The organism is Silvania sp. (assembly GCF_051656365.1).
GTDB classification, from domain to species: Bacteria; Pseudomonadota; Gammaproteobacteria; order Enterobacterales; family Enterobacteriaceae; genus Enterobacter; species Enterobacter hatchlandensis.
The window spans coordinates 1-23,407 of record NZ_JBOGBT010000052.1 but is presented as its reverse complement, the minus strand read 5'-3'; the positions used below and the strand labels follow the sequence as shown (position 1 = coordinate 23,407).

At 55.3% G+C, this 23,407-nt stretch carries 22 protein-coding genes; 5 read left to right on the top strand and 17 right to left on the bottom strand.

Annotated elements, in window-relative coordinates; translation table 11 throughout:
* Position 1 precedes the first annotated feature (1 nt).
* From rffA to trxA, 8 genes are all read right to left on the bottom strand, one after another.
* Positions 2-1,132, bottom strand: a complete 1,131-nt coding sequence (gene rffA, locus ACRDD5_RS10920; RefSeq protein ID WP_271280683.1) for a dTDP-4-amino-4,6-dideoxygalactose transaminase — start codon at positions 1,130-1,132, stop codon at positions 2-4.
* 4 nt (positions 1,133-1,136) lie between these two features.
* Positions 1,137-1,814 carry a dTDP-4-amino-4,6-dideoxy-D-galactose acyltransferase gene (gene rffC / locus ACRDD5_RS10915; RefSeq protein ID WP_438676768.1) on the bottom strand — a complete coding sequence of 226 codons (678 nt, stop codon included), beginning with the start codon at positions 1,812-1,814 and terminating at the stop codon, positions 1,137-1,139.
* Positions 1,811-3,073 (bottom strand): UDP-N-acetyl-D-mannosamine dehydrogenase, encoded by a 1,263-nt coding sequence (wecC, locus tag ACRDD5_RS10910; protein ID WP_438676767.1) that lies wholly within the window; start codon positions 3,071-3,073, stop codon positions 1,811-1,813. The genes rffC and wecC overlap by 4 nt, the downstream gene beginning before the upstream one ends.
* Positions 3,070-4,200: a non-hydrolyzing UDP-N-acetylglucosamine 2-epimerase gene (gene wecB, locus ACRDD5_RS10905; protein WP_271280686.1), complete on the bottom strand. Its 1,131-nt coding sequence runs from the start codon at positions 4,198-4,200 to the stop codon at positions 3,070-3,072. The genes wecC and wecB overlap by 4 nt, the downstream gene beginning before the upstream one ends.
* A gap of 57 nt (positions 4,201-4,257) precedes the next feature.
* A complete protein-coding gene (gene wzzE / locus ACRDD5_RS10900; protein WP_438676766.1) occupies positions 4,258-5,304 on the bottom strand; it encodes an ECA polysaccharide chain length modulation protein in 1,047 nt (348 codons plus the stop codon).
* 12 nt (positions 5,305-5,316) lie between these two features.
* Positions 5,317-6,420: a UDP-N-acetylglucosamine--undecaprenyl-phosphate N-acetylglucosaminephosphotransferase gene (gene wecA / locus ACRDD5_RS10895; RefSeq protein ID WP_271280688.1), complete on the bottom strand. Its 1,104-nt coding sequence runs from the start codon at positions 6,418-6,420 to the stop codon at positions 5,317-5,319.
* A gap of 239 nt (positions 6,421-6,659) precedes the next feature.
* The gene (rho, locus tag ACRDD5_RS10890; protein ID WP_110276891.1) at positions 6,660-7,919 is read right to left on the bottom strand and encodes a transcription termination factor Rho; all 1,260 of its coding nucleotides are present in this window, start codon (positions 7,917-7,919) and stop codon (positions 6,660-6,662) included.
* 337 nt (positions 7,920-8,256) lie between these two features.
* Positions 8,257-8,586 (bottom strand): thioredoxin TrxA, encoded by a 330-nt coding sequence (gene trxA, locus ACRDD5_RS10885; RefSeq protein ID WP_006179218.1) that lies wholly within the window; start codon positions 8,584-8,586, stop codon positions 8,257-8,259.
* A gap of 144 nt (positions 8,587-8,730) precedes the next feature.
* Between trxA and rhlB the strand changes: the two genes are divergently transcribed.
* Both rhlB and gppA read left to right on the top strand, forming a co-directional pair.
* On the top strand, positions 8,731-9,996 hold the full coding sequence (gene rhlB / locus ACRDD5_RS10880; RefSeq protein WP_271280689.1) for an ATP-dependent RNA helicase RhlB: 1,266 nt from the start codon (positions 8,731-8,733) through the stop codon (positions 9,994-9,996).
* 5 nt (positions 9,997-10,001) lie between these two features.
* A complete protein-coding gene (gene gppA, locus ACRDD5_RS10875; protein ID WP_438676765.1) occupies positions 10,002-11,486 on the top strand; it encodes a guanosine-5'-triphosphate,3'-diphosphate diphosphatase in 1,485 nt (494 codons plus the stop codon).
* Between the two features lie 44 nt (positions 11,487-11,530).
* Here gppA and rep read toward each other — a convergent pair whose 3' ends face one another.
* A complete protein-coding gene (gene rep / locus ACRDD5_RS10870) occupies positions 11,531-13,552 on the bottom strand; it encodes a DNA helicase Rep (protein ID WP_438676764.1) in 2,022 nt (673 codons plus the stop codon).
* Between the two features lie 111 nt (positions 13,553-13,663).
* Here rep and ppiC (ACRDD5_RS10865) point away from each other — a divergent pair, with 111 nt between their 5' ends.
* Entirely contained in the window at positions 13,664-13,945 is a 282-nt protein-coding gene (ppiC, locus tag ACRDD5_RS10865) for a peptidylprolyl isomerase PpiC (RefSeq protein ID WP_271280692.1), read from the top strand.
* A gap of 48 nt (positions 13,946-13,993) precedes the next feature.
* Positions 13,994-14,275 carry a peptidylprolyl isomerase PpiC gene (gene ppiC, locus ACRDD5_RS10860; RefSeq protein WP_271266106.1) on the top strand — a complete coding sequence of 94 codons (282 nt, stop codon included), beginning with the start codon at positions 13,994-13,996 and terminating at the stop codon, positions 14,273-14,275.
* An 83-nt stretch (positions 14,276-14,358) separates the two neighbouring features.
* On the opposite strand, the gene ilvC is transcribed toward ppiC (ACRDD5_RS10860), so the two are convergent.
* Complete coding sequence (gene ilvC / locus ACRDD5_RS10855; RefSeq protein ID WP_271280693.1) at positions 14,359-15,834, bottom strand: ketol-acid reductoisomerase; 1,476 nt, start codon at positions 15,832-15,834, stop codon at positions 14,359-14,361.
* 150 nt (positions 15,835-15,984) lie between these two features.
* Here ilvC and ilvY point away from each other — a divergent pair, with 150 nt between their 5' ends.
* A complete protein-coding gene (gene ilvY, locus ACRDD5_RS10850; RefSeq protein WP_438676763.1) occupies positions 15,985-16,875 on the top strand; it encodes an HTH-type transcriptional activator IlvY in 891 nt (296 codons plus the stop codon).
* Here ilvY and ilvA read toward each other — a convergent pair.
* The 7 genes from ilvA to ilvL all read right to left on the bottom strand — a co-directional run bounded on the left by ilvA (position 16,872) and on the right by ilvL (position 23,406).
* Positions 16,872-18,416 (bottom strand): threonine ammonia-lyase, biosynthetic, encoded by a 1,545-nt coding sequence (gene ilvA, locus ACRDD5_RS10845; RefSeq protein WP_271280702.1) that lies wholly within the window; start codon positions 18,414-18,416, stop codon positions 16,872-16,874. The genes ilvY and ilvA overlap by 4 nt on opposite strands.
* 2 nt (positions 18,417-18,418) lie before the next feature.
* Entirely contained in the window at positions 18,419-20,269 is a 1,851-nt protein-coding gene (gene ilvD, locus ACRDD5_RS10840) for a dihydroxy-acid dehydratase (protein ID WP_271280695.1), read from the bottom strand.
* Between the two features lie 63 nt (positions 20,270-20,332).
* Positions 20,333-21,259, bottom strand: coding sequence for a branched-chain amino acid transaminase (locus tag ACRDD5_RS10835; RefSeq protein WP_271280696.1), 927 nt, complete (start codon positions 21,257-21,259; stop codon positions 20,333-20,335).
* Positions 21,260-21,276: 17 nt separating this feature from the next.
* Positions 21,277-21,546, bottom strand: coding sequence for an acetolactate synthase 2 small subunit (ilvM, locus tag ACRDD5_RS10830; protein WP_271280697.1), 270 nt, complete (start codon positions 21,544-21,546; stop codon positions 21,277-21,279).
* Entirely contained in the window at positions 21,543-23,189 is a 1,647-nt protein-coding gene (ilvG, locus tag ACRDD5_RS10825; RefSeq protein ID WP_271280698.1) for an acetolactate synthase 2 catalytic subunit, read from the bottom strand. Before ilvG ends, ilvM begins: the two co-directional genes overlap by 4 nt.
* Before the next feature lie 2 nt (positions 23,190-23,191).
* On the bottom strand, positions 23,192-23,242 hold the full coding sequence (ilvX, locus tag ACRDD5_RS10820; RefSeq protein ID WP_438676781.1) for a peptide IlvX: 51 nt from the start codon (positions 23,240-23,242) through the stop codon (positions 23,192-23,194).
* Between the two features lie 86 nt (positions 23,243-23,328).
* Positions 23,329-23,406 carry an ilv operon leader peptide gene (gene ilvL, locus ACRDD5_RS10815; protein ID WP_240904696.1) on the bottom strand — a complete coding sequence of 26 codons (78 nt, stop codon included), beginning with the start codon at positions 23,404-23,406 and terminating at the stop codon, positions 23,329-23,331.
* Position 23,407 lies beyond the last annotated feature (1 nt).

The following is a 23,407-nucleotide window of genomic DNA, read 5'->3' as shown; positions in this document are numbered from 1 at the left end:
ATCAGCCGAAGTAACTCAGAAGGGTATTAATGACCGTGCGCTGATTGACCGCAGCGAGGTTGTAGAACAGCGGCAAGCGGAGTAACCGCTCACTTTCTTTAGTCGTAAAGCGATCGTCGCCAATGAACTCGCCAAAGGCTTCGCCTGCCGGACTGGAGTGCAGCGGAATGTAGTGGAACACCGCCATGATCTCGGCTTCTTTCAGATACGCGATCAGCGCGCTGCGATCGTCGTTATCCCGCAGCTTGATGTAGAACATATGCGCGTTGTGCACACAGTCAGCCGGAAGGGTTGGCAGTTCGATACGGCCTTTACGCGCCAGCGGAGCCAGCGCATCGTAGTAGGTCTGCCACAGCGCCAGACGCTGCTGGTTGATGCGGTCGGCCGCTTCCAGCTGAGCCCACAGGTACGCCGCCTGCAGATCCGCCATCAGGTAGCTGGAACCGATATCGCGCCAGGTGTACTTATCCACCTGCCCACGGAAGAACTGGCTGCGGTTGGTGCCTTTCTCGCGGATAATTTCAGCGCGTTCGATCAGCGCGCGGTCGTTAATCAGCGTTGCGCCGCCTTCACCGCCCGCGGTGTAGTTTTTGGTTTCGTGGAAGCTAAAGCAGCCGATATGACCGATGGTGCCCAGCGCGCGACCTTTGTAGGTGGACATCACGCCCTGGGCGGCATCTTCTACCACGAACAGGTTGTGCTTTTTAGCGAGAGCCATGATGGTGTCCATCTCGCAGGCCACGCCGGCGTAGTGCACCGGCACAATCGCCCGGGTCTTGTCGGTGATCGCCGCTTCAATCAGCGTCTCGTCAATGTTCATGGTATCCGGGCGGATATCTACAAAGACGATTTTCGCCCCGCGCAGCACGAAGGCATTTGCCGTCGAGACGAAGGTGTAGCTCGGCATAATCACTTCATCGCCAGGACCGATGTCCAGCAGCAGCGCTGCCATCTCCAGCGATGCGGTGCAGGATGGGGTCAGCAGAACCTTCGCACTCTGGAAGCGTTGCTCCATCCACTGCTGGCAACGGCGCGTATAGCCGCCATCGCCACACAATTTGCCGCTGCCCATCGCAGACTGCATGTAATCGAGTTCGGTGCCCACCACGGGAGGCGCATTAAATGGGATCATCTTGTCACCTGTATAGCCAGTAAGCGGTCGATTCAATGTTGCCACCGCTTGCAATGTAACGTTTAAGCGCGGCGGTGTTACCCATCTGGGTCGCCACCCGCAACGTGGAAAGCTGCTGCTGCTGGGCCCAGCCCAGCGCCGCCTGCATCAGTTTCTCGCCCATCCCGCGCCCGGCCAACAGGCCGATACGCGCTTCTGTATCGTTCAGCTGACGCAGAGAGACAAAACCCTGGATGACGCCATCCGGGGCGCGGAATACGAGGCAAAGATGGTCGAAGGTGCCTTTCACCGCATTCTCGATCCACTGGGCATAGAAGCGACCGCTGTCATCGGGAGCGTACCATGGCGCGCGAAAGCGGCTCTGGGCGAAAGCCTGCGCGGCAAGCTGGCGCAGCGCAGGAATATCCTGTTCCGTCGCCTTTTCCACACCCGGACTTAGGTGTTGCGTCACGGCAATCGCGAGATCGACTTCGCCTTCAACCAGCCGGAACCCCTGCTGCTGGAGCGCGTCCAGCCAGTCGGCACGGGTGGCCGGGATTTTTGCCTGCACGCGTTGCCAGGGCGTAAAATCGGAGGCGATCAGCGGCGAGGCATCATCCGAGACCCGCACAATCGCGCTGGGTAGAGAGAAAAACTGACTTTCCCAGTCCAGCGGCTGTAACGTGCCGTGCAGCTGACTCAACGCCAGACACCTTTGGTATCAACGATATAATTTTGCTGCACGGCATCACCGGGAATCGCTTTAAATTGATTGTGATCCACCAGCAGCACCAGCACATCCGCCCCGGCCAGCGCGTCATCCACGCTTGTCAGGGTGCAGTGACCGGCCAGCTTGTTCGGCAGCGTATGGATATTCGGCTCAACCACCTGCGTTTCGCCGCTGTGCCAGTGGGCGATCATTTCCGCAATTTCCATCGCCGGGCTTTCACGCAGATCGTCAATGTTCGGCTTAAATGCCAGGCCAAAACAGGCGATGGTCAGCTCATTCGCGCGCTTGCCGCTCTGGGTCAGGCAATCGGCAACGGTGGCTTTCACCTGATCCAGCACCCAGTGCGGTTTGCTGTCATTCACTTCGCGGGCAGTGCGGATAAGACGCGCCTGGTTGGGGTTTTGCGCCACGATGAACCAGGGATCGACCGCGATGCAGTGGCCACCGACCCCAGGACCAGGCTGCAGAATATTGACGCGAGGGTGGCGATTCGCCAGGCGAATCAGTTCCCAAACGTTAATTCCCTGATCGGCGCAAATCAGCGACAGCTCGTTGGCAAATGCGATATTGACGTCGCGGAAGCTGTTTTCCGTCAGCTTACACATTTCTGCGGTGCGGGAGTTGGTTACCACGCACTCACCTTCCAGGAAAATGTTATACAGCTCGCTGGCGCGGGCGGAACAAACCGGGGTCATCCCGCCGATCACGCGGTCATTCTTAATCAGTTCAACCATCACCTGCCCCGGTAGCACGCGCTCCGGGCAGTAGGCGATGTTAATATCTGCCTGTTCACCCGTCTGCTGCGGGAATGTCAGATCCGGGCGTGCGTCGGCCAGCCACTGGGCCATCTGCTCGGTGGCGCCAACAGGTGACGTCGATTCCAGGATCACCAGCGCGCCTTTTTTCAGCACCGGGGCGAGGGATTTGGCTGCCGCTTCGACAAACACCATATCCGGCTCGTGGTCGCCTTTGAACGGCGTCGGCACGGCAATCAGGTAAGCATCGGCGACCACAGGCGTAGTGCTGGCCTTCAGGAATCCTCCCTCAACGGCCACTTTCACGACCTTGTCGAGATCCGGTTCAACGATATGAATTTCACCGCGGTTGATGGTGTCAACCGCATGCTGGTTAATATCCACGCCCACTACCTGTTTTTGACGTGAGGCAAATGCCGCCGCCGTTGGCAGCCCAATGTAGCCAAGACCAATGACAGAAATGGTAGTAAAACTCATAGCGATACCCGATTGTGTTTAAGTGCGTACAAAATACGGTCACAGGCTTGTCCGTCCCCATAAGGGTTATGGGCGCGGCTCATGGCCTGGTACTCTCCGTCGTCGTGCAGCAGGCGCGTCACCTCTTCAACGATCAGCCGCGAATCGGTGCCTACCAGGCGTACCGTTCCCGCTTTCACCGCTTCCGGGCGTTCGGTGGTTTCACGCATCACCAGCACCGGTTTGCCCAGTGACGGCGCTTCTTCCTGAATCCCGCCGGAATCCGTCAGGATCAGCCAGGCATGATTCATCAGCCAGACGAAGGGCAGATAGTCCTGCGGCTCGATCAGAATGACGTTTTCAACGTGGCCAAGAATACGATTGACCGGCTCACTGACGTTGGGATTGAGATGCACCGGATAGACGATCTGCACATCTTCATTTTGTGCGGCGATTTGCGCCAGCGCGTGACAAATTTGCTCGAAGCCCTGGCCAAAGCTTTCCCGGCGGTGGCCCGTAACCAGAATCATTTTTTTGCCGTTGGCGAGGAATGGATACCGCTCGGCAAGCTCACCGCGTAGGGTGTCGCTTGCCAGCACCCGATCGCGCACCCAGATCAGCGCATCAATCACCGTATTGCCGGTCACAAAGATATGCTGGTCAGCGATATTTTCCCGGCGCAGGTTTTGCCGTGAATTCTCGGTCGGCGCGAAGTGATACATCGCCAGATGCCCGGTCAGTGTCCGGTTTGCCTCTTCTGGCCACGGAGAATAGAGATCGCCGGTACGTAACCCGGCTTCCACATGACCCACCGGTATACGCTGGTAAAAGGCCGCCAGGCTGGTGGCGATGGTGGTAGTGGTATCGCCATGAACCAGCACCACGTCAGGCTTAAATGACTCCAGAATGGGTTTTAACCCTTCCAGAATACGGCAGGTAATTTCAGTTAATCCTTGCCCCGGCTTCATAATATTGAGGTCGTAATCGGGAACAATAGAAAACAGATTAAGGACCTGATCGAGCATCTCACGGTGCTGCGCAGTCACGCATACCTTCGCTTCAAAATCAGGATCATTTGCCAGCGCATGCACCAGAGGCGCCATCTTGATGGCTTCCGGCCGTGTACCAAAGACGGTAAGTACTTTCACATCGATTCTCTTCGATTAGGCGATGAAGGCCATGAGCCTTCATCGTAGATGGCGTTCTTAAATTTTGCGACGACGCGTTAAGGCCACGCCAGCGCCAATTAAAGCACCCACAATCCCCCACATAATCATCAGGAATGCGCGACGTGGACTATCGCGTTTTACAGGTTCTTCAGGAGTTCGCAAATAACGATAGGTCTGAAAACGTGGGTCCAGTGTCGGACCCACGTTGAGGGTAGTCAGCATGGCGCGGTTTTGGTCGTAGTCCAGGTCAAAATCAGGCCCTACAGCCTGCAGGTTTTCCAGTCGTGCCTGTAGCATTGGGCGACCAAGCAGGAACATTTCTGAGTCAGGCAGTTCATCAGCAGGGACGTCAGTTGCACTGCGGGAGATATTGCTTTTCTCCGCCACTTTCAGCGCCTGCTCAATGGTGTGGATCCGACGGGTAAAGATCGCTTTGGCCACCTCTTCCTGACGTTTCACCTGCGCTTTCATCTGGATAGTCCTCGCCGACCACGCACCTTTCAGCTCATCATTAAGATGGCTTGCCGCCCGCTGGCTGGCAAAAGCGACGTACTGGCGCAGCAGGTTGTTAGCATCCGGTGCGGTTTCGGCGATCAGCTTGACGCTGTCGTTAATGTTGCGCAGCGGGTCGCCCGCCATAAACTGGATGTTATTGATCAGCTCATCAAGAAGGGCGGCATCCTCTTTGCTGTTGCCGACTCTCCGCTGTTTGAAATAATCCGTCTGGTTCCAGAAATCGCGACGCGTATCCCAGGAGGCGAGCTGCATCACGAACTCTTTATAAGACTCATCCATAACCGAAGGTAGGTCTGTCGGCGTAAGATTCGCTTTGACATCCAGATTGCGCAGAAACTGCTGTTGGGAGTAAAAACCCCCAAGCATGTTCACTGTCGGACGATCGGTGATAGCCGTTGCGCTCCATTCCTGTCTGGCGAAAAAGGTATAAGCCAGTGCGAGTAGCGCAAAGCCCAGCGCGACTCCTGCAATCCAAAACTTGCCCGCCCATAACACGCGGAACAAGCCACGAACATCCAGCTCATTCTCAGTCACCACAACATCTGCTCCCGCCAACGGTTGAGTCATTACAATCCCGATTTACTTAGTTAAAGTTGGGTTATTGCCATTATTTCGACGCATCCTGCGTTTTACACGTTTAATAAATCGCGCCACTTTCCATGCACGCTTAATGCAATAGCCGTACAGGAAAAAGGCAAGCAAGAATAATACCAACATTACCCATTCAGGAACGATATGCAAATATTCTGCTGCAACACCAATTCCGGCCAGAAGCGCAGCCGCCAGGGTGATGAGGACAAATGCCTGACGCGAGGTGAAGCCCGCTCGCATAATCAAATGGTGGATGTGTTGACGGTCTGGCGAGAAAGGACTCATGCCCTTACGCAGACGGCGGTACATAATCGCCACCATGTCCATCAGCGGGATGGCAATAATCCACAGCGCAGTTACCGGGCTTATCGGATGGGTATTCCCCTGGGTCGTTTCCAGCAGGATCCAGATAACGGTAAATCCGATTAACGTACTGCCTGCATCGCCCATAAACACTTTGTAGCGGCGCCCAAGTACGCCAAGGTTCAGGCAGATATACGGCAGAATGGCGGCGATCATCGCAAAACACCACATCGACAGGCTGTACTGCCCGTCAAACCACAGGATGATGCCGATCGCGGCGAACGAGACGCTGGAAAGACCGCCCAACAGGCCATCAATGCCGTCGACCATGTTAAAGGCGTTTATCGCCGCCCACACGGCAAACAGCGTCAGAAAATAGCCGAACGGGCCGAGCACCATCTCCCAGGTACCAAAGATGTAGCCAAGGCTACTGAGATAGAGCTTGCCGACGACCATCATCACTACGCCGATGCCCGCCTGAACAGCGGCACGGAACTTCACGCTAATGTCGAATCGGTCATCAAGGGCACCCACCAGCACCAGCACACCGGCACAGGCCAGATAGAGTGCAGCGTGCGGGATGTAGTAATCCGCAATCGCAAAGGTGAAGCAGATCCCGGCATAAACAGAGATCCCGCCAACCAGCGGAATCAGACCTTGATGGCGTTTACGAAAATTGGGTTTATCCACCAACCCCACACGTTTCGCCACCTTACGGGCGAAAAACAAAAAGCAGGTGGTGAAAAGAAAAATACTGACTAGCTCAGTCACCGCAGTGAGTAGATTCACAATGGATGCTCTCAACGAAAGTTAATCCTGGAAGTATAACCTTGAAGGCCCGGCTCCAGAAGGAAAAAGCAGACCTCTCACAAGTCCCTTTGTTTATTTTTCAAACAATTAATTTTTAACTTTGACGAACATTCCTATTTTCTGACTCGTCAGTAAACAGGGGCTGTCTGAAATTACAGCGTATAAGCCACAAAAGAAAAACGCCACGTAAAAACGTGGCGTTTGAGTCTTTATTTAGATTACGAGCGTTTCATCATATCGAAGAAATCGTCGTTGGTTTTGGTCATCGCCAGCTTATTAATAAGGAACTCCATCGCATCGATTTCACCCATTGGATGGATGATTTTGCGTAGGATCCACATTTTCTGCAGCTCTTCCTGAGTGGTGAGCAGCTCTTCTTTACGGGTACCGGAACGGTTGTAGTCGATAGCCGGGAAGACGCGTTTTTCAGCGATTTTACGAGAGAGGTGCAGTTCCATGTTACCTGTACCTTTAAACTCTTCGTAGATAACCTCATCCATTTTAGAGCCGGTGTCGACCAGCGCTGTCGCGATGATGGTCAGGCTGCCGCCCTCTTCCACGTTACGTGCCGCACCGAAGAAGCGTTTTGGACGATGCAGGGCGTTCGCGTCCACACCACCGGTCAACACTTTACCGGAAGCCGGAACCACGGTGTTGTAGGCACGTGCCAGACGGGTGATGGAGTCGAGCAGGATGATAACGTCTTTCTTATGCTCAACCAGACGCTTCGCCTTCTCGATCACCATCTCGGCAACCTGAACGTGACGTGATGCCGGTTCGTCAAAGGTCGAAGCAATCACTTCGCCTTTCACCAGACGCTGCATCTCAGTCACTTCTTCCGGACGTTCGTCAATCAGCAGCACCATCAGCACGCAGTCAGGGTGATTATAGGCAATGCTCTGCGCGATGTTCTGCAGCAACATGGTTTTACCCGCTTTTGGCGGTGCCACAATCAGACCACGCTGACCACGACCAATCGGAGAGGCCAGATCCAGCACACGAGCGGTTAAGTCTTCAGTAGACCCGTTACCACGCTCCATACGCAGGCGAGAGTTCGCGTGCAGCGGCGTTAAGTTTTCAAACAGGATTTTGTTACGCGCATTTTCCGGTTTGTCGTAGTTAACTTCGTTAACTTTCAACAGCGCAAAGTAGCGTTCACCCTCTTTAGGAGGACGAATCTTACCTGAAATGGTGTCACCGGTGCGGAGGTTGAAACGGCGGATTTGGCTGGGAGAAACGTAGATATCATCAGGACCGGCGAGGTAGGAGCTGTCTCCAGAGCGGAGGAAACCAAATCCATCCTGCAATATTTCCAGCACACCGTCGCCAAAGATATCTTCGCCACTCTTTGCGTGCTGCTTCAGGATGGCAAAAATGATGTCCTGCTTGCGCATACGGGCCTGGTTTTCCAGCCCCATATTTTCGCCGAGAGTGATCAGCTCAGAAACCGGCGTATTCTTTAATTCGGTAAGATTCATAATGGTGTGGGTTCTTAAACTCGGGGTAATACTCGAACTTAATTTGTGAATGGTATGGCAGGGTCATCCATGCCTGTTAGCGGCCATCAACTCATGTCTGTTCGCTGTCTGCTTACAGGGAAAGCACAGAACTGAAACGACAAGACGGATTGAGTGACAAGCCCGGAATCTATCCACTTCTCGCACTGTGTATCGCAACAACGGGAAGTATCGGGTCAAACAAGATTCAAACAACAAGGTATGTTTAAAACGTAGTCATAGCTAACTTAGCACGACTAATGCCGGGCGTCCAGAGATCCAAACAATTTAGAAACCCCGGACGCACAGCCGAGAAACCTTACGCCAGATTAGCGTCCAGGAACTCTTTCAGTTGACCTTTGGACAGTGCGCCCACTTTGGTCGCCGCGACTTCGCCGTTTTTAAACAACAGCAGCGTCGGGATGCCACGGATACCGTACTTCGGTGCGGTGCCCGGGTTCTGGTCGATGTTCAGTTTAGCAACGGTCAGTTTGCCCTGATATTCGTCGGCGATCTCATCCAGAATCGGGGCGATCATTTTGCAAGGACCACACCATTCAGCCCAGAAATCGACGAGGATCAGCCCGTCAGCTTTAAGTACGTCCGTGTCAAAACTGTCGTCAGTCAGGTGAATAATTTTATCGCTCATATATAACTCCACAGGAATAAGCCTGGCGCGTTGATGTAGCATCCATCAACGACGTGTTGATGGAGCATTAACCAACTAAAGGTTGACTTTATTTCACCGGATACGCTTTCGTAAAGCAATAGTAAGCTGATATTCTACCACACTATGAGCAAAACACATTTAACAGAACAGAAGTTTTCCGACTTCGCCCTGCACCCAAAAGTCATTGAAGCCCTTGAAAACAAAGGGTTTCATAACTGCACGCCCATTCAGGCTCTCGCCCTCCCGCTCACGCTGGCAGGTCGCGATGTTGCAGGGCAGGCGCAAACCGGTACTGGCAAAACGATGGCGTTTTTAACGTCAACGTTTCATTATTTACTTTCTCACCCGACAATTGCTGACCGTAAAGTTAACCAACCGCGCGCGCTGATCATGGCCCCGACGCGAGAACTGGCGGTACAGATCCATGCTGACGCAGAACCTCTGGCGCAAGCCACTGGCTTGAAACTCGGCCTGGCCTACGGCGGTGACGGTTATGACAAACAGCTGAAAGTGCTGGAAAGCGGCGTCGATATTCTGATCGGCACCACAGGCCGCCTTATCGACTACGCCAAACAGAATCACATCAACCTTGGCGCGATCCAGGTTGTGGTGCTGGATGAAGCCGATCGCATGTACGATCTGGGCTTTATTAAAGATATTCGCTGGCTGTTCCGTCGTATGCCTGTCGCGAACCAGCGCCTGAACATGCTGTTCTCCGCAACGCTGTCCTATCGCGTGCGCGAACTGGCGTTCGAGCAGATGAACAACGCCGAGTACGTCGAAGTAGAACCGGAACAGAAAACCGGCCACCGTATTAAAGAAGAACTCTTCTACCCTTCTAACGACGAAAAAATGCGCCTGCTGCAGACGCTGATTGAAGAAGAGTGGCCAGACCGTGCGATCGTTTTCGCCAACACCAAGCACCGCTGCGAAGATATCTGGGGCCACCTGGCTGCAGACGGACACCGCGTAGGTCTGTTGACCGGCGATGTTGCACAGAAAAAACGTCTGCGCATTCTTGAAGAGTTCACCCGTGGCGATCTGGATATTCTGGTAGCAACGGACGTTGCCGCACGTGGTCTGCACATTCCGGCCGTAACGCACGTCTTCAATTATGACCTGCCTGATGACTGCGAAGATTACGTTCACCGTATCGGCCGTACTGGTCGTGCAGGTGCCAGCGGCAACTCAATCAGCCTCGCCTGTGAAGAGTACGCGCTGAACCTGCCGGCGATTGAAACCTATATCGGGCACTCCATTCCGGTCAGCAAGTACAACCCGGATGCCCTGATGAGTGAGTTACCACCGCCGAAGCGCCTGACTCGCGCGCGTTCCGGCAATGGCCCGCGCCGTTCCAGCGCACCGCGTAATCGTCGTCGTTCAGGCTAAAAAATATGCTCCGTTCCGCCTCGCTCTATGCAGCTATTGATTTGGGTTCGAATAGTTTTCATATGCTGGTTGTGCGCGAGGTGGCGGGAAGCATTCAGACGCTGACGCGTATTAAGCGCAAGGTCCGCCTCGCAGCGGGCCTCGGCGCCAATAATCATCTCTCTCCTGAAGCAATGGAGCGCGGCTGGCAATGTCTGCGTCTCTTTGCTGAACGCCTGCAAGATATTCCCTCCCTGCAAATTCGCGTTGTCGCGACGGCAACCCTGCGGTTGGCGGTGAATGCCGGGGAGTTTATTGCGTCCGCAGAGGCGATCCTGGGCTGTCCTGTCCATGTGATCAGCGGTCAAGAAGAGGCCAGGCTTATTTACCAGGGTGTGGCGCATACCACCGGTGGCGATGAACATCGTCTTGTCGTTGATATCGGCGGCGCAAGCACGGAACTGGTCACGGGTAACGGGGCGCAGGCCACCTCCCTGAATAGCCTGTCGATGGGCTGCGTTACCTGGCTTGAGCGCTACTTTACCGATCGCAACCTGGCGCAAGAAAACTTCGATGAAGCCGAAAAAGCCGCACGGGAAGTCTTACGTCCGGTGACCAATGCGCTGCGTTACCATGGCTGGAAAGTCTGCGTCGGTGCCTCTGGCACGGTGCAGGCGCTGCAGGAAATCATGATGGCGCAGGGGATGGACGAGCGCATCACACTGGCCAAACTCCAGCAGCTGAAGCAGCGCGCCATCCATTGTGGACGCCTGGAAGAGCTGGAAATCGAAGGTCTCACGCTGGAGCGCGCGCTGGTATTCCCCAGCGGGCTGGCGATTCTGATTGCTATTTTCACCGAGCTGAACATTCAGTGCATGACCCTTGCGGGGGGTGCGTTGCGGGAAGGTCTGGTCTACGGCATGCTGCATCTGGCGGTGGATCAGGATATTCGCAACCATACGCTGCGCAATGTTCAGCGTCGGTTCATGGTGGATATCGAACAGGCGCACCGGGTGGCGAATCTTGCGGTGATTTTTCTCGATCAGGTTGAAGATGAGTGGCATCTTGAGCCCATCAGCCGCGAACTGTTGTTAAGCGCCTGTCAGCTGCATGAGATAGGTCTGAGCGTAGATTTTAAGCAAGCCCCGCAGCATGCCGCCTACATGGTTCGCAACCTCGATCTGCCCGGCTTTACCCCCGCGCAAAAGAAACTGCTGGCGACGCTGGTTTTAAACCAAACTAACCCCGTTGACCTCTCTTCGCTCCACCAGCAAAATGCGGTGCCGCCGCGCGTGGCGGAACATCTTTGTCGTCTGCTACGTCTGGCGATAATCTTTGCCAGTCGCCGTCGGGATGATTTGCTTCCAGCCATTACAATGAATGTGGCAGGTGAAAAGCTCGAGCTGACGATGCCAGAAAAGTGGCTGGATAATCACCCGCTGGCATCAGAAATGATCGAGCAGGAATGTCAGTGGCAGAGCTATGTGCACTGGGTGCTGGACGTTCAGTAATCCGCTATTCGCCCGGTGGCGCTATGCCTGCCGGGCCTTCAACACTAACGACCTTTGGCTTTCTCCATCATCGCCCGAATATTAGCGATACTGGCCTGGCCTTTATGCATTCGCTCCTCAGCGGTAATCACTTTTCGCTCCTGCTCCCAGATGATGTCGTCCTGCGGCAACTCCAGCAGGAAACGGCTTGGCTCCGGACGTACCGTTTCGCCATACTGACGGCGCTCTTTGCAGAGGGTAAACGTCAGCTCTTTCTGCGCACGCGTAATGCCCACGTAGGCCAGACGGCGCTCCTCATCGACGTTCTCTTCTTCGATGCTGCTCTGATGCGGCAGTAAGCCCTCTTCCATGCCCACCAGGTAAACGTACGGGAACTCAAGTCCCTTGGACGCATGGAGCGTCATCAGCTGCACCTGATCCGCTTCCTCCTCGCTTTCACCGCGCTCCATCATATCCCGCAGCGTAAAACGCGTAACGACCTGAGTCAGAGTCATCGGCTCATCGATATCCGATCCTTCCAGCATCTCGGTCATCCAGCTAAAGAGCTGATTGACGTTTTTCATCCGCATTTCTGCCGCTTTCGGGCTGGCCGAGGTCTCATACAGCCAGGACTCATAGTCAATGCCGCGGATCAAATCGCGTACTGCGGAAATGGGCTCACGCTCACTCAGCTGTTGGATCTCGCCCAACCAGTGGGTAAAGCGCGTCAGCGATTCATAGCCACGTCCAGCCAGCGTCTGGCTCAGCCCCATATCGAAGCTGGCAGTAAATAAGCTTTTGTTGCGGGTCATCGCCCACTCGCCGAGTTTTTGCAATGTTGCCGGGCCAATCTCGCGCTTCGGCGTGTTCACGATGCGTAAAAAGGCGCTGTCATCATTTGGATTGGTCAGCACCCGCAGGTAGGCGAGCAGATCTTTGATTTCAGGGCGTGAGAAGAACGACGTCCCGCCAGAAATTTTGTACGGGATACGGTTCTGCATCAGCATCTTTTCAAAGACCCGCGACTGATGATTGCCGCGATAGAGAATGGCGTAATCTTTATAATTAGTTTTATTAATAAAGTGATGCGCGATCAGCTCGCCAGCCACGCGCTCGGCTTCATGATCTTCGTTATTGGCGCTTAATACCTTCAGTTCGCTGCCGTAGCCCAGCTCGGAGAAGAGGCGTTTTTCGAAGACATGCGGGTTATTGGCGATCAGGATGTTTGCCGCTTTCAGAATACGCCCCGATGAGCGGTAATTTTGCTCCAGCTTGATGACCTGCAGAGCCGGGAAATCCTTGCTCAACAGCACCAGATTTTGCGGACGAGCGCCGCGCCAGGAGTAGATTGATTGATCGTCGTCGCCCACCACGGTAAAACGTGCCCGCTGTCCTACCAGCAATTTCACCAGCTCGTACTGACTGGTGTTGGTGTCCTGGTATTCATCCACCAGCAGATAGCGGATCTTGTTCTGCCAGCGCTCGCGCACCTCTTCATTACGTTGCAGCAACAGCGTGGGCAGCAGGATCAGGTCGTCAAAATCCAGCACATTGCAGGCCTTGAGGTGATCGTGGTACAGGCTGTAGCAGTGGGCGAAGATCCGATCCCGCTCGCCTTTGGCACTCACCGCTGCCTGGGCGGGATCCATTAGATCGTTCTTCCAGTTAGAGATCGTCGAGATCAGCTGCTGCAGCACCACTTTGTCGTCTTCAATCAAGCCTTCTGTGAGTTCCTTGAGCAGCGCAACCTGATCGGTGTCGTCAAACAGAGAAAAGTTCGATTTCATTCCCAGGGCGGCGTATTCGCGCTTAATGATATCCAGGCCCAGCGTATGGAAGGTGGAGATCATCAGGCCACGTGCCTCTTTACGTCCCAGCGTTTGCCCGACGCGCTCTTTCATCTCACGCGCGGCTTTGTTGGTAAAGGTCACCGCCGCGATATGGCGTGCCTGATAGCCACAACCACGGATCAGGTGGGCGATTTTATTGGTAATCACGCGGGTTTTACCGGAACCAGCCCCTGCCAGCACCAGGCATGGTCCAGTAACAAATTCGACCGCTTGTTGTTGTCCAGGGTTTAAACGCATAGGAATATTGCTCAATCTTCGAACGGGGTGGGGATTGTAGCAGAAAGCCGGGCGCAGATTTACCGGCTAATGATAAAGTGAAGAAAAGCGATAAACCCCGAGAGCAGAACCATGAAAAAGACCGCAGCGGCCCTGCACATTCTGGTAAAAGAAGAGAAGCTGGCACAGGAGATCCTTGCCAAGCTTGAACGCGGCATCAGCTTCGATCATCTGGCCAAACGCTACTCCCGCTGTCCGACCGGGCGCAACGGCGGCGATCTGGGGGAGTTTAAGCAGGGGATGATGGTGAAGCCATTTGATGAGGCCGTCTTTAGTTGTCCACTGTCAAAACCCTACGGACCGGTGAAAACCAAATTCGGTTACCACATCATCAAGGTGCTATTTCGACGATAAGCCATGCTAAAATCGCCAGCCATATTTCCCGCTTTGAAGGCGCACATCATGGCAAAAACAGCAGCAGCACTGCATATCCTTGTTAAAGAAGAAAAACTGGCTCTGGAACTTCTGGAGCAGATTAAGAACGGCGGTGACTTCGAGAAGCTGGCGAAGAAACACTCCACCTGCCCGTCCGGTAAAAAAGGCGGCCACTTAGGTGAATTCCGTCAGGGCCAGATGGTTCCGGCGTTCGATAAAGTCGTGTTCTCTTGCCCGGTGCTGGAGCCAACTGGCCCACTGCACACCCAGTTCGGATACCACATCATCAAAGTGTTGTATCGTAACTAATATAAAAAACCCGGTGGCGCTAGCGCCTACCGGGCTTTTCATGTTCTAGGTCGAGTAAGCGAAGCGCCACCCGACGACTTTTATTAGCCTGCTACCGCGATACGTTTCATATCGGTCATGTAGCCACGCAGTTTATGACCTACGCTCTCGATCGCATGGCTGCGAATCGCTTCGTTTACGTCACGCAGCTGGGCGTTGTCTACTGCGCCATCTGCAACAGCTTTACCGAGATCGCCTGCCTGCAGGGTAGTCATGAACTCTGTCAGCAGCGGTACGCAAGCGTAAGAGAACAGATAGTTACCGTACTCCGCGGTATCAGAGATAACCACGTTCATTTCATACAGACGCTTACGGGCGATGGTGTTCGCAATCAGCGGCAGCTCGTGCAGTGATTCATAGTAAGCGGACTCTTCGATGATGCCGGAATCAACCATGGTTTCGAATGCCAGCTCAACGCCTGCTTTCACCATGGCAATCATCAGAACGCCTTTATCAAAGTATTCCTGCTCACTGATTTTGCCGTCAAACTGTGCAGCGGTTTCGAACGCGGTTTTACCGGTCTCTTCACGCCAGGTCAGCAGGTTTTTGTCGTCATTGGCCCAGTCAGCCATCATGCCGGAAGAGAACTCGCCGGAGATGATGTCGTCCATGTGTTTCTGGAACAGCGGCGCCATAATCTCTTTCAGCTGTTCGGACAGCGCATAAGCACGCAGTTTCGCCGGATTAGACAGACGATCCATCATCAGGGTGATACCGCCCTGCTTCAGCGCTTCGGTGATGGTTTCCCAGCCGAACTGAATCAGTTTTTCTGCGTAAGTCGGGTCGGTGCCTTCTTCCACCAGCTTGTCGAAGCACAGCAGAGAGCCCGCCTGCAGCATACCGCACAGAATTGTTTGCTCGCCCATCAGGTCAGATTTCACTTCTGCCACGAAGGAGGATTCCAGCACGCCCGCACGGTGGCCACCGGTTGCAGCTGCCCAGGCTTTCGCAATCGCCATGCCTTCGCCTTTTGGATCGTTTTCCGGGTGAACCGCGATCAGCGTCGGGACACCGAAACCACGTTTGTACTCTTCACGGACTTCGGTACCCGGGCACTTCGGTGCCACCATGACGACGGTGATGTCTTTACGGATCTGCTCGCCCACTTCAACAATGTTGAAACCGTGGGAATAACCCAGGGCGGCGCCGTCTTTCATCAGCGGCTGTACGGAACGCACAACGTCGGAGTGCTGTTTGTCCGGCGTCAGGTTAACCACCAGGTCCGCCTGCGGGATCAGCTCTTCGTAGGTACCGACTTTGAAACCGTTTTCGGTCGCTTTGCGCCATGAAGCGCGCTTCTCAGCAATCGCTTCTTTACGCAAGGCGTAAGAGATATCCAGACCGGAGTCACGCATGTTAAGGCCCTGGTTCAGGCCCTGTGCGCCACAGCCAACGATGACCACTTTTTTACCCTGAAGGTAGCTTGCGCCATCAGCAAATTCATCGCGCGCCATGAAGCGGCATTTGCCCAGTTGCGCCAGCTGCTGACGCAGGTTCAGTGTGTTGAAGTAGTTAGCCATGGTGATACCTCGTGATGTTGTACTGTCTTATTGTTCGGTTCGCTTATGCGAGAATGAACTTACTATATGACAGGAAATTTATTGCGGAAATTGATATATTCACAACGTCACGTTGCAATTTCTGCAACGTAAAATCGTGGGGTGTCAGCGGTGGATTTACGCGATCTGAAAATGTTCCTGCATCTGGCGGATAGCCGCCATTTTGGCCGCAGCGCGCGGGCGATGCACGTCAGCCCATCAACGCTCTCCCGACAGATTCAGCGCCTGGAAGAGGACCTCGGTCAGCCGCTATTTGTGCGCGATAACCGCACGGTCACGCTCACTGAAGCAGGGGAAGAGCTACGCACTTTTGCCCAGCAAACGCTATTGCAGTATCAGCAGCTGCGCCACACTATCGATCAGCAGGGCCCGTCGCTCTCTGGCGAACTGCATATCTTTTGCTCGGTGACGGCGGCATACAGCCATCTGCCGCCGATACTCGACCGCTTTCGCGCCGAACATCCCTCGGTAGAAATTAAACTCACCACCGGCGATGCCGCCGACGCGATGGAAAAAGTGGTGACCAACGAAGCCGATCTGGCGATTGCCGGCAAGCCGGAAACCCTGCCGGGCGCGGTGGCGTTCTCGATGCTGGAGAATCTGGCGGTGGTCTTGATCGCCCCGGCGCTGCCGTGCCCGGTGCGTAATCAGGTGTCGGTCGACGAACCTGACTGGTCAACGGTGCCCTTTATCATGGCCGATCAGGGTCCGGTGCGTCGTCGCATCGAACTGTGGTTTCGCCGTCACAAGATCAGCAATCCATCGATTTATGCCACGGTGGGCGGGCATGAGGCGATGGTGTCGATGGTGGCGCTCGGCTGCGGCGTGGCGCTGCTGCCGGAAATCGTGCTGGAAAACAGCCCGGAGCCGGTGCGCAACAGGGTGATGATTTTAGAGCGTAGCGATGAAAAAACGCCGTTTGAGCTTGGTGTCTGCGCACAAAAAAAGCGGCTACATGAGCCGCTCATTGATGCGTTCTGGAAATTGTTACCTAATCACTAACCCGCAAGGAAGAACCTGAACGCCGGGTTGTGCGTCTCATCGTGACAGTCATAACCCAGCTCGTTGAGCCGCGTTTCGAAATCTGGCTCGTGCTCGCCCAGTTCGAATGCCGCCAGCACGCGACCGAAGTCAGTGCCGTGGCTGCGGTAGTGGAACAGGGAGATATTCCAGTGCGTACCCAGGGTATGCAGGAATTTCAGTAACGCGCCGGGGGATTCCGGGAACTCGAAGCTGAACAGACGTTCCTGTAACGGCTTCGACGGACGCCCGCCAACCATATAGCGCACGTGCAGCTTCGCCATTTCGTCGTCAGACAGATCCACCACGCTGTAGCCGCCTTCGTGCAGCAGGGAGAGGATCTCCTTGCGCTCTTCGAGCCCGCGACTCAGACGCACGCCGACAAAAATGCAGGCGTCTTTGGCATCAGCAAAGCGATAGTTAAATTCCGTTACCGAACGGCCACCCAGCAGCTGGCAGAACTTCAGGAAGCTGCCTTTTTCTTCCGGGATGGTCACGGCCAGTAGCGCTTCACGTTGTTCACCTAACTCGCAGCGTTCAGAGACGTAGCGCAGGCCGTGGAAGTTAACGTTGGCACCCGACAGAACGTGCGCCAGACGTTCACCGCGAATGTTATGCTGAGCGATGTATTTTTTCATCCCTGCCAGCGCCAGCGCGCCCGATGGCTCCGCCACCGCACGCACATCTTCGAACAGGTCTTTCATCGCCGCGCAGATTGCATCGCTGTCGACGGTAATGATGTCGTCGAGATACTCCCGGCAAACGCGGAAGGTTTCATCCCCGATGCGCTTCACCGCCACGCCTTCGGCAAACAAACCCACACGCGGCAGATCCACCGGATGTCCGGCGTCCAGCGCCGCCTTCAGGCAGGCGGAATCTTCTGCTTCCACAGCAATGACTTTGATTTGCGGCATCAGCTGTTTAATCAGCACCGCGACGCCTGCCGCCAGACCGCCACCGCCGACCGGCACAAACACGCGATCGAGATGGGCGTCCTGCTGCAGCAGCTCCAGTGCCAGGGTACCCTGTCCGGCGATCACCATCGGATGGTCGAACGGCGGTACCCAAGTGAAGCCCTGCTGCTGCGACAGTTCAATCGCTTTGGCTTTCGCTTCGTCAAAGTTGGCGCCGTGCAGTAAGACTTCGCCACCAAAACCACGTACCGCATCCACTTTGATATCGGCAGTCGCTACCGGCATAACGATCAAGGCTTTTAGCCCCAGACGCGCGGCAGAGAAAGCGACGCCCTGAGCATGGTTGCCCGCAGACGCTGTAATCACACCACGCGCTTTTTGCTCTTCAGTCAGCCCGGCCATCATTGCGTAGGCACCGCGCAGCTTGAAGCTGTGCACCGGCTGCCTGTCTTCGCGTTTCACCAGGATAACGTTATCCAGTCGCGAGGACAGCTTCTCCATCGTTTGCAGCGGTGTAACCTGTACCGCTTCATAGACCGGTGCACGCAGCACCGCCCGGAGATATTCCGCCCCTTCAGGGGCGGCGGATAAGGGTTGGGATTCGGCCATCATTAGCCCCCAAGTTTGGATTTATCGCGTACAGCGCCTTTATCTGCACTGGTGGCGAGGGTCGCGTAAGCGCGCAGGGCGAAGGAAACTTCACGCTGCCGATCTTTCGGCGTCCAGGCTTGATCCCCGCGCGCTTCCTGCGCTTCACGACGGGCTGCCAGCTCCCGATCGCTCAGCTGCAGCTGAATGCCGCGATTCGGAATATCAATCGCAATCAGGTCGCCATCTTCAATCAGCGCAATGTTACCGCCGCTGGCCGCTTCCGGTGAAGCGTGACCAATGGAAAGTCCCGATGTCCCGCCAGAGAAACGACCATCGGTGATCAGAGCGCAGGCTTTGCCCAGACCCATCGATTTGAGGAAGGTGGTCGGGTAAAGCATCTCCTGCATCCCCGGTCCGCCTTTCGGCCCTTCATAACGGATCACCACCACATCTCCGGCGACCACTTTACCGCCGAGAATGGCTTCTACCGCATCGTCCTGGCTTTCATAGACTTTTGCCGGACCGGTAAATTTGAGGATGCTGTCATCCACACCTGCGGTTTTTACGATACAGCCATTTTCGGCCACGTTGCCGTACAGCACCGCCAGGCCACCATCTTTGCTGTAAGCATGTTCCAGCGAGCGGATGCAGCCTTCAGCGCGATCGTCATCCAGGGTATCCCAACGACAATCCTGCGAGAACGCCTGGGTAGTACGAATACCCGCCGGGCCCGCGCGGAACATGCTTTTCACGGCTTCGTCTTTGGTCAGCATGACGTCGTACTGATCCAATGTTTGCGGCAACGTCAGGCCAAGAATGTTTTTCACCTCACGGTTCAACAGTCCAGCGCGATCCAGCTCGCCCAGGATCCCCAGCACGCCACCAGCACGGTGAACATCTTCCATGTGGTATTTAGGGGTGCTTGGCGCGACCTTACACAGCTGCGGCACTTTGCGGGACAGCTGATCGATGTCGGTCATGGTGAAATCAATTTCTGCTTCCTGCGCAGCAGCCAACAGGTGCAGAACGGTGTTAGTGGAACCGCCCATGGCGATATCCAGCGTCATGGCGTTTTCAAACGCCGCTTTGTTGGCGATATTGCGCGGCAGTGCGCTGACATCATCCTGCTCATAGTAGCGTTTGGTCAGTTCAACGATGCGCTTACCGGCACTGAGGAACAGCGCTTTACGATCGGCGTGCGTGGCCAGCAGTGAACCATTCGCCGGCTGGGATAAGCCCAGCGCTTCGGTCAGACAGTTCATCGAGTTGGCGGTGAACATACCGGAACAAGAGCCGCAGGTCGGGCACGCAGAACGCTCAACCTGTTCGCTCTGTTCGTCGGACACTTTCGGGTCGGCGCCCTGAATCATCGCGTCAACCAGGTCGAGCTTGATGATTTTATCGGAAAGCTTGGTCTTACCTGCTTCCATTGGGCCACCGGAGACGAAGATCACCGGAATGTTCAGACGCAGGGAGGCCATCAGCATCCCCGGGGTGATTTTGTCGCAGTTGGAGATACAGACCATCGCATCGGCGCAGTGGGCGTTAACCATGTACTCCACCGAGTCGGCAATTAGCTCGCGCGACGGCAGTGAATAAAGCATGCCCCCGTGCCCCATCGCGATCCCGTCATCCACGGCGATGGTATTAAACTCTTTTGCCACGCCGCCAGAAGCTTCAATCTGTTCGGCAACCAGCTTCCCGAGATCGCGAAGGTGAACGTGACCCGGTACGAACTGGGTAAAAGAGTTGACCACGGCAATGATCGGCTTACCGAAGTCGGCGTCGGTCATCCCGGTGGCGCGCCACAGCGCGCGGGCACCCGCCATATTGCGGCCATGAGTGGTGGTGGCGGAACGGTACTTAGGCATGCGTTATTTACTCCCGTCTATCTGGTAAATGGGACGGTGCGTGCCGTCCCATATTTAAGCGTATTAGTTAACCTGATCCAACCAACCCCATTTATCTTCGGTTTCACCGGTGAAGAGGCCAAAGAAAGCGTCCTGAATACGTTTGGTGACCGGACCACGGCGGCCTTCACCGACCTGAATACCGTCAACGCTGCGTACCGGGGTGATCTCTGCCGCGGTGCCGGACATGAAGACTTCATCTGCAAGATACAGCGATTCGCGGGAAAGCACCTGCTCACGCACTTCGATCCCCAGATCCTGCGCCAGCTTGATGATAGCGTCACGGGTGATGCCCGGCAGAGCAGATGAGGTGAACGGCGGAGTGAACAGAATGCCGTCTTTCACCTCGAAGAGGTTCTCGCCCGCACCTTCGGAGATGTAGCCGTTCACATCCAGCGCGATCCCTTCCTGGTAGCCGTGACGGCGCGCTTCGCTGCCAACCAGCAGAGAAGAGAGGTAGTTACCGCCCGCTTTTGCGGCGGTAGGGATGGTGTTTGGTGCCACGCGGTTCCAGGAGGAGACCATGGCATCGATCCCTTGCTCCAGCGCTTCTGCACCCAGGTATGCCCCCCACGGGAACGCTGCGATGATCACATCGGTGGTGTAACCTGCTGGCGGGTTGACGCCCATACCGACATCCCCCACGAACACCAGTGGGCGAATATAGGCGCTGGTCAGGCTGTTTTTACGAATGACGGCGCGGCAGGCCTCCATCAGCTCGTCAACGCTCTGAGAAACCGGGAAGCGATAAATTTTGGCTGAGTCACGCAGACGCTGCATGTGTTCGCGGTGGCGGAACACCACTGGACCTTTGTGAGAATCGTAGCAACGGATACCTTCAAACACAGAAGTACCGTAGTGCAGGGCGTGGGACATCACGTGGACTTTAGCGTCCTCCCAGCGGATCATCTCACCATTGGACCAAATGAAATCAGCTTTTTTCGTCGTCATTTCTCTTCCTTTTGCGCTCAGGCGCGGATTTGTTGTGTTTGTGATGAGGCTGCACGCTGCTGGATCTCAACCCGGGCGACGTCGACCAATTTGCTCAACTGGCTAAACAGTAAGTCGACGGGGCGCTGGCTGGCAACGGTCAATTCAATATTTATGTTCTGGGCATCGGTGGCGGTTTCCATATTCATCGAACAAATCTGGAATCCACGATGGCGTACCACGCGCAATACACGTTCTAACGTTTCCGGGTTGAAGCGAGCCAGCACGGCGACCTGATGATGCATCATGATAATTTCTCCAGCATTTGTGAGTTACTGGCGCCGGGCGGCACCAACGGCCAGACATTCTCAAGCTCGTCGATTGAGACATGAAGCAGGTAAGGCCCCTTGCTTGACAGCATTTCATCAAGTGCCGCTTCAACCTGGTCTTTACGGGTGATGTGCTGGCCAGGGATACCGAAAGCGCTGGCCAGAACGAGAAAATCGGGGTTATCGGTGAGGGTGGTTTCGCTGTAACGCTCCTCAAAAAAGAGCTGCTGCCACTGGCGCACCATGCCTAAACGCTGGTTATCCAGCAGCACGATTTTCACCGGTAACTGCTTGCGCTTGATGGTGCCCAGCTCCTGCACGTTCATCATAAATGAACCATCACCGGAGACGCAGATCACCGTATCGTTCGGGCGTGCTACCTGGGCACCCACGGCGGCAGGCAGACCGAAGCCCATCGTGCCTAACCCGCTTGAGGTGATGAAGTTTTCCGGGCGCGTGTAGGTCATGTGCTGGGCCGACCACATCTGATGCTGGCCCACGTCGGTGGTCACCACGCTGTCTGCCGGTTTGCGATCAGACAGCTGCTTCAGCAGCAGCGGCGCATAGATGGCTTCGCCCGGATGATCGTAGCGCCAGGCATGCTCACCGCGCATCTCAGCGGCGTGCTGACGCCACGCGTCAATCGCTAAAGGCTGCTGTAAGGCTGGCAACAGCGCATTGAGGTCGCCCTGCAACGCCACATGGGTCTGGCGCAGTTTGTTCATTTCTGCCGGGTCGATATCCATATGAATGACTTTTGCATTCGGCGCGAAGGTATTCAACTTGCCGGTTACGCGATCATCAAAGCGCGCACCCACGGCGATTAACAGATCGCACTCCTGCACGGCGAGGTTTGCCGCTTTCGTACCATGCATCCCCAGCATCCCGAGGTAGTACGGATAGTCGGCATCAACCGCGCCCAGCCCTTTCAAGGTACAAGTCGCAGGCATTTGGGTTGTGGCGATAAACTCGCGCAGGGCGGGAACCGCCTGTGCCATACCGACGCCACCGCCAACGTAGAGAACAGGTTTTTTCGCCTGCACCAACATCTGACTGGCTTCGTCGACCTCAGCGAACGGGAAAGTGCCGTCGCTCTCGACAGTAGAGAAGTGTGGCTCCAGATCGCCCACAGCAATCTGAACGTCTTTAGGAATATCGATCAGAACCGGACCAGGACGGCCTGAGTTTGCCACCTCAAAGGCTTCCGCCATGACGCGCGGGAGCTCTTCGAGAGATTGCACGAGGAAACTGTGTTTAGTACAAGCCAGTGACAAACCGAGAACGTCCACTTCCTGAAATGCGTCAGTACCAATAAGAGGGGAGGCTACCTGGCCGGTGATGGCCACAACAGGAACGGAATCAAGCAGCGCATCAGCCAGGCCGGTGATCAGATTGGTTGCGCCCGGGCCGGAGGTCGCCATACAGACGCCGGTTTTACCCGTTGCGCGTGCATAACCAATGGCCGCCATCGCCGCACCCTGCTCATGTCGGCACAACAGATGTTCCACGCCGCCGTCATACAATGCATCATAAATCGGCATAATTGCGCCACCCGGGTAACCGAAGATTGTCTCGACACCCTGCGCTCGCAACGCATGTACTACCCACTGTGCGCCATTCATAGTTAGTTCCCCGTCGTAAATCGGTAGAAACAGAATTTTATGCTATCGGACATCATCTGCTCCTCAGTTATATTTTAAGGTCATAAAAAAACCCCCGGACCTTTCGGTGCGGGGGTCTTAGTTCGTTAAGGCTTGATTTCTAAGCCTTTCCTCGTCCAAGTGCAGCCCCGCACGGTGGGATAATAATCACCACCACGCTAATCACGACCAGGCTAATC

Coding starts and splice junctions, on each gene's coding strand:
- rffA (WP_271280683.1), bottom strand. CDS start 1,132: ATGATCCCATTTAATGCGCCTCCCGTGGTGGGCACCGAACTCGATTAC.
- wecC (WP_438676767.1), bottom strand. CDS start 3,073: ATGAGTTTTACTACCATTTCTGTCATTGGTCTTGGCTACATTGGGCTG.
- wzzE (WP_438676766.1), bottom strand. CDS start 5,304: ATGACTCAACCGTTGGCGGGAGCAGATGTTGTGGTGACTGAGAATGAG.
- rho (WP_110276891.1), bottom strand. CDS start 7,919: ATGAATCTTACCGAATTAAAGAATACGCCGGTTTCTGAGCTGATCACT.
- trxA (WP_006179218.1), bottom strand. CDS start 8,586: ATGAGCGATAAAATTATTCACCTGACTGACGACAGTTTTGACACGGAC.
- rhlB (WP_271280689.1), top strand. CDS start 8,731: ATGAGCAAAACACATTTAACAGAACAGAAGTTTTCCGACTTCGCCCTG.
- gppA (WP_438676765.1), top strand. CDS start 10,002: ATGCTCCGTTCCGCCTCGCTCTATGCAGCTATTGATTTGGGTTCGAAT.
- rep (WP_438676764.1), bottom strand. CDS start 13,552: ATGCGTTTAAACCCTGGACAACAACAAGCGGTCGAATTTGTTACTGGA.
- ppiC (WP_271280692.1), top strand. CDS start 13,664: ATGAAAAAGACCGCAGCGGCCCTGCACATTCTGGTAAAAGAAGAGAAG.
- ppiC (WP_271266106.1), top strand. CDS start 13,994: ATGGCAAAAACAGCAGCAGCACTGCATATCCTTGTTAAAGAAGAAAAA.
- ilvC (WP_271280693.1), bottom strand. CDS start 15,834: ATGGCTAACTACTTCAACACACTGAACCTGCGTCAGCAGCTGGCGCAA.
- ilvA (WP_271280702.1), bottom strand. CDS start 18,416: ATGGCCGAATCCCAACCCTTATCCGCCGCCCCTGAAGGGGCGGAATAT.
- ilvD (WP_271280695.1), bottom strand. CDS start 20,269: ATGCCTAAGTACCGTTCCGCCACCACCACTCATGGCCGCAATATGGCG.
- ACRDD5_RS10835 (WP_271280696.1), bottom strand. CDS start 21,259: ATGACGACGAAAAAAGCTGATTTCATTTGGTCCAATGGTGAGATGATC.
- ilvM (WP_271280697.1), bottom strand. CDS start 21,546: ATGATGCATCATCAGGTCGCCGTGCTGGCTCGCTTCAACCCGGAAACG.
- ilvG (WP_271280698.1), bottom strand. CDS start 23,189: ATGAATGGCGCACAGTGGGTAGTACATGCGTTGCGAGCGCAGGGTGTC.